Source organism: Listeria valentina, assembly GCF_011800755.1.
Lineage (GTDB): Bacteria > Bacillota > Bacilli > Lactobacillales > Listeriaceae > Listeria > Listeria valentina.
This window is the reverse complement of sequence record NZ_JAATJW010000104.1, coordinates 1-4,328: the sequence shown is the minus strand read 5'-3', so window position 1 is coordinate 4,328 and position 4,328 is coordinate 1. Positions and strand designations below refer to the sequence as shown.

The following is a 4,328-nucleotide window of genomic DNA, read 5'->3' as shown; positions in this document are numbered from 1 at the left end:
ATATTAAGTTTAATATTGACAAAACCATTGTAAAAGTTTAATATTAATTTAGATATTAAAAATAATATTAAAATATGGAGGTGCAATAAATGGGAAATATTATTGCTGTTTCTGCTAACAAAGGTGGAAGTTTAAAAACTTCAATTAGCACAAATTTAGCAGGTGTTATTTCAAAAAATGGAAAAAAGGTGTGTCTAATTGATTTAGATAACCAAGGCAATGTTGCTATTACTTTTGGAAAAAATCCAGATGATTTGGAGTATACAATTTATGATGTGTTAGTAGATGACATTGACCCGTTCGCAGCTATTATTAATGTTTCAGATAACTTGGACATCATTGCAGCAAATGATGATATGGCTTATTTAGAAATTGATGTTCTCACTAAAGTAAAAAAATATCCTAAACCACTCAATTTACTATCGAAGTCCATTGAAAAATTAAAAGAAAAATATGATTACATAATCATCGATACTCCTCCTCAAATGGGAATGATTGCGGCCAATGTTTTTAACTGTGCTGAAGATATTATTATTCCATATCATCCTGAAGTTTATTCATTCAGAAGTATGGTTAAATCGATGAAAGCAATTAAACAATTTCAAAAAGATAACGAAAACTTGAAAATTAAAGCAGTGGTTCCTGTAAAAGTTAAGAAGACATTAACTCATGAAGCATTTTTAGATTCAGGTAAAGCACTATGTGAACAAAATGATGTATACTTTTCAAATACAGTCATCTCAGAAAGCATTAAATATACTGAAGCAGTGGGGCGTTATCGAAAACCCATTACGCTTGCCACTGAAAGCTCAAAAGTTATCGATCAATATAGTGAAATTTATAATAAGTTGACGAAGGAGTTGGATTACATTGGCTAGAAGTAACAAAAAAAATGGATTTGCCCCTGTAAATGATTTGGCAGATACAAATTTTGATGATGTATCTGAAAACGTAAAAGAGATTCCTCAACAAAAAGAAAAAATTGCTAGCACTAAATCTCCTAATGATAATGTATTACAAAAGCTTAAAAACAATGAGAAAGAAAAAAAAGTTACTACTCTAGTCTATCTAGATCCAGATGTTAGTAAACATTGCGATAAATATGGACGAGACTTAGGCAGAAAAAATGGAGGTAAAAGTGCCTTTATTAACCAGCTTTTAAAAGATGCTTTAAAGAGTCAAGGACTTTGGAAAAATAATATTAAGTGAGTCATCAATATTAATATCAAAAACAATATCAATATTAATATTGATATTGTTTTTGATATATATTATAAGCAGATTTACTTGCCTTACAAAGCATAAATTTATCTAAAATGGGGGAGAGTATAGATGTTCTATACATCAAAAGCCTATGTCGCTGTACCTGAAGGAAACACCTATTTAGAAATAAGCGAAAACTACCATGAAGCATTTGAAGATAACTTTATATGGACAACTGATGATATCAAACAACATCTTCATGTTAAAGATTGGTGGATTCTAAAAAAATTTGCTGATACTGTCAAGTTTATTCATATAAATACAATAGCTCGACAAGCTTTAAAAAGCTTTCCTGATCCTAAATGGGAGTACCTCTATGCAAAACGTAAGCTTTACCAAACCAGATCCTATCTAACATATGTCTTGGCAAACACTACTATTCAATTACCTAATGGTCATACAAAACAAATATCTAGACTTCCAAAAGAATTTATAACCCTGACTGAAGTCATCCTTCAGTATAAAGGGCTCATTAATAAAAATTCTTTTCGAAAAAAAGTAGAGCAACAAGTTTTCACAAAATACCTTGTATTTGATTTGCCACGCTATGATAAACAAGAGATTGATGATTACTTCTCTAGTATCATAACAGAATAACTGCTCCTATAGAGAATTAGATGGGGGATAATTCGATTCCAGATATATCGATGCTATAGAATCTCTCTCTCAATACTAAAAAACCATGCAAAAATTAAAGCATGGTTTTTTAACTATAATTCTTCTTTAATTTTATTCTGGTATTGTTCCTTTTCCAATTTCTTCTTCATATCCAAAAAAATATATAATATTTGTGTTAATGCTTTGCCTTGCATACCAATAAATGTGCTCATCATTTAAGCTTCCAAAGCTATTAATTTTCACTTTTATTTACCCCATTCATAGCAATACTTTTAGACAAAAAGTTTAACTCAATTTATGAATAACCTATCCCACATCTAACAGATTAAAACTGGTCTTTTATTTCTTCCCAAATATCTTGAATTGTTTTTCCATCTATTTTTGCATTCTCCAATAGTTCTTCTGCGCTTTTAAATATTTGTGTTGTACCACCAACTTCAGTTAAATAATTACCATCATCATTCTGACTAATCCAAAATTCTGCATCCTTGTAGTAAAAATTATACTCTTCTCCATAGGATAGGCTTTCAGCCATACTTTTATAATCCATACCTTTCACCTCACTATCTATTTTCTTGTTGGTTTCCCATCTGAATCATACATCCATTTATGTTCATGAGGAAATTCTGGATGCATCTTAGAATTTCCATGATTAGTAAAATCAACATCACGTATAGCTTTACCTGTTCTATCATAGAATCTTCTTGTTGTAGTCTCTCCTTGAGCATTCAAGATATCTATACTACTATTAGGTTTGCCAAAAGGACCAGGATTATTACTAACTTTAGAATGTACTTTGGAAGGTGTTATATCTATTTCTTTACCTAAGTTACTTTGAATAATTTCTTTTGCATTAATGCTCCCTTTAAATGTAGTGCTTCCCCGAATAGCTGCCACACTAAGTCCTAAGCCAAGAACGACATCCGTTAGCCCACTCTCATCCATCTTGCCTTTCCAGTCCTCTACATAAGCTGACGTTCGAAGTACGCCGCCTAATGCCCCTGAATACTTGGATCCATCCATATAATAGATCCCCTGCTTCCAGGAACGATTGATCTTTTTATTCAGATCGTCATTCGTGATGATTTGATAGGCACTTGGATCTAAATATTTCCCGGTTTGTTCCAGGTATTTCTTTAGCTTCGGATTGTTAACTCCCACACCATTTTGCTCTAATAACCACATCACCTGTGGGTTTCCGTTTCCATCCTGGTAAACAACGGCATAGACTTTGTAATCTTTGAGTTCTTCGGCTAACTTCGGATCTATTCCTCGTACTTCATCCATTCGTTTTTTCAAAGACTGAAGTGATTGAGTATAGCCTTTGGGCATGCTGTAAGTTCCGGTTTTTTCATTAAATTGTACGTCTTGAATCAATTGTTGCATCGTCTGCTTGGCCGTCATGACAAGCGCAACTAAATCTTGAAAAACAGTCCCATGACTTTGTTCAAACTGTAAGTACTTTTCAAGAATCTTCTCTTGTTCCATCGCATCTGCTAAATCGAGGCGTAAGCGTTGCGCTTTTCCTTCATACAGTCCAGCTGTTGATCCAGATAACGATTGCTGAAGAGCTTCTTGTTTTCGTCGGATGCTTTTTACTTTATCGACAGCAGCGCCTAAAAGTTCGGCATCCACTTTAGCCGTGGGAGAAGGATCTACTTGGGCACTAAAATCGTTTAAATAGCTTTTTAATAGGTCCTCACTCGTGTCTAAGACTTCGGTCAAACTCTCACACATGATGGCATAGTTCTCTTGAAAATACGCTTTGGATGCCTGAACAGCTTGTCCACTCAAGGTGCTGTCTGTTGCATAGGTAAGTGCCACCTTTTTCACTTTATTGATCCGATTTCGCATCGTGGTATTCGCCTTTTTCAAGGCATGTTGAAAAGTGCGCACTTCTTGAATATCAATTCGGCTCATAAGAAGACAGCTCCCTTCGTAGCTTAGCTTGTTGCTGTTCTAAATGAATCAACTCTCGCTTCGACTGGTTAACCTCTTCATTTAAAGCTTCGTTTTGCAGTTGGAATTCTTTTTGCCAGATCCGCTGTTCTTGTTCTTGAATCTCTTCTAGATAAATATGATAGCCTCGCGCTGTATCGCCTTGCCAACCTTCTTGGAGTAGTTCCCGTGCCTCCATTTGTTCATAAGTAAGCGATTGATAATCGGATGCGAGCCATTCCATTTCCCCTTGTCTCTTTTGAAGGGTTTGCAACTCCTGTTCGACCTGGCTCTCTTGTTTTTTTAGTTGTTGGAGGTTATGTGTGCGTTTTTCATTCGCTAGATCCATTAGCGCACCTCCAGCTCATTGATTTTTTGACCGGCTGCACGATCCTGTTCAGCAAAAGCATGTCCCATCTTTTTTAAACGTTCTGCATCTTTTTCTGACAGTTGAGTCACCTGATTCATCACTTCAATGGATTCCATGACGGCCGTTCGTAAATCATTAA

At 34.8% G+C, this 4,328-nt stretch carries 8 protein-coding genes; 3 read left to right on the top strand and 5 right to left on the bottom strand.

All coding sequences use genetic code 11. From position 1 onward, the window contains the following. Positions 1-89: 89 nt before the first annotated feature. The 3 genes from HCK02_RS13340 to HCK02_RS13330 all read left to right on the top strand — a co-directional run bounded on the left by HCK02_RS13340 (position 90) and on the right by HCK02_RS13330 (position 1,860). Positions 90-878, top strand: coding sequence for a ParA family protein (locus tag HCK02_RS13340; RefSeq protein WP_167630590.1), 789 nt, complete (start codon positions 90-92; stop codon positions 876-878). Beyond that, the gene (locus HCK02_RS13335; RefSeq protein ID WP_167630589.1) at positions 871-1,209 is read left to right on the top strand and encodes a hypothetical protein; all 339 of its coding nucleotides are present in this window, start codon (positions 871-873) and stop codon (positions 1,207-1,209) included. The genes HCK02_RS13340 and HCK02_RS13335 overlap by 8 nt, the downstream gene beginning before the upstream one ends. A gap of 123 nt (positions 1,210-1,332) precedes the next feature. Then, the gene (locus tag HCK02_RS13330; RefSeq protein ID WP_167630588.1) at positions 1,333-1,860 is read left to right on the top strand and encodes a hypothetical protein; all 528 of its coding nucleotides are present in this window, start codon (positions 1,333-1,335) and stop codon (positions 1,858-1,860) included. Between the two features lie 132 nt (positions 1,861-1,992). On the opposite strand, the gene HCK02_RS14220 is transcribed toward HCK02_RS13330, so the two are convergent. The 5 genes from HCK02_RS14220 to HCK02_RS14330 all read right to left on the bottom strand — a co-directional run. Next, on the bottom strand, positions 1,993-2,124 hold the full coding sequence (locus HCK02_RS14220) for a hypothetical protein (RefSeq protein WP_281348889.1): 132 nt from the start codon (positions 2,122-2,124) through the stop codon (positions 1,993-1,995). A gap of 82 nt (positions 2,125-2,206) precedes the next feature. Next, a complete protein-coding gene (locus HCK02_RS13325) occupies positions 2,207-2,431 on the bottom strand; it encodes a hypothetical protein (protein ID WP_167630587.1) in 225 nt (74 codons plus the stop codon). A 17-nt stretch (positions 2,432-2,448) separates the two neighbouring features. Further along, positions 2,449-3,801, bottom strand: a complete 1,353-nt coding sequence (locus HCK02_RS13320; protein WP_208970483.1) for a T7SS effector LXG polymorphic toxin — start codon at positions 3,799-3,801, stop codon at positions 2,449-2,451. Continuing rightward, on the bottom strand, positions 3,788-4,168 hold the full coding sequence (locus tag HCK02_RS13315; RefSeq protein ID WP_167630586.1) for a hypothetical protein: 381 nt from the start codon (positions 4,166-4,168) through the stop codon (positions 3,788-3,790). Before HCK02_RS13315 ends, HCK02_RS13320 begins: the two co-directional genes overlap by 14 nt. Continuing rightward, positions 4,168-4,328: DUF3130 family protein (locus tag HCK02_RS14330; RefSeq protein WP_167630585.1), on the bottom strand; the 161-nt coding region annotated here is incomplete at its 5' end. The genes HCK02_RS14330 and HCK02_RS13315, both read right to left, overlap by 1 nt.

Bases quoted from the DNA above. Each gene is read 5' to 3' on its own strand.
- HCK02_RS13325 (WP_167630587.1), bottom strand. From the start codon at position 2,431: ATGGATTATAAAAGTATGGCTGAAAGCCTATCCTATGGAGAAGAGTAT.
- HCK02_RS13315 (WP_167630586.1), bottom strand. From the start codon at position 4,168: ATGGATCTAGCGAATGAAAAACGCACACATAACCTCCAACAACTAAAA.
- HCK02_RS13320 (WP_208970483.1), bottom strand. From the start codon at position 3,801: ATGAGCCGAATTGATATTCAAGAAGTGCGCACTTTTCAACATGCCTTG.
- HCK02_RS13330 (WP_167630588.1), top strand. From the start codon at position 1,333: ATGTTCTATACATCAAAAGCCTATGTCGCTGTACCTGAAGGAAACACC.
- HCK02_RS13340 (WP_167630590.1), top strand. From the start codon at position 90: ATGGGAAATATTATTGCTGTTTCTGCTAACAAAGGTGGAAGTTTAAAA.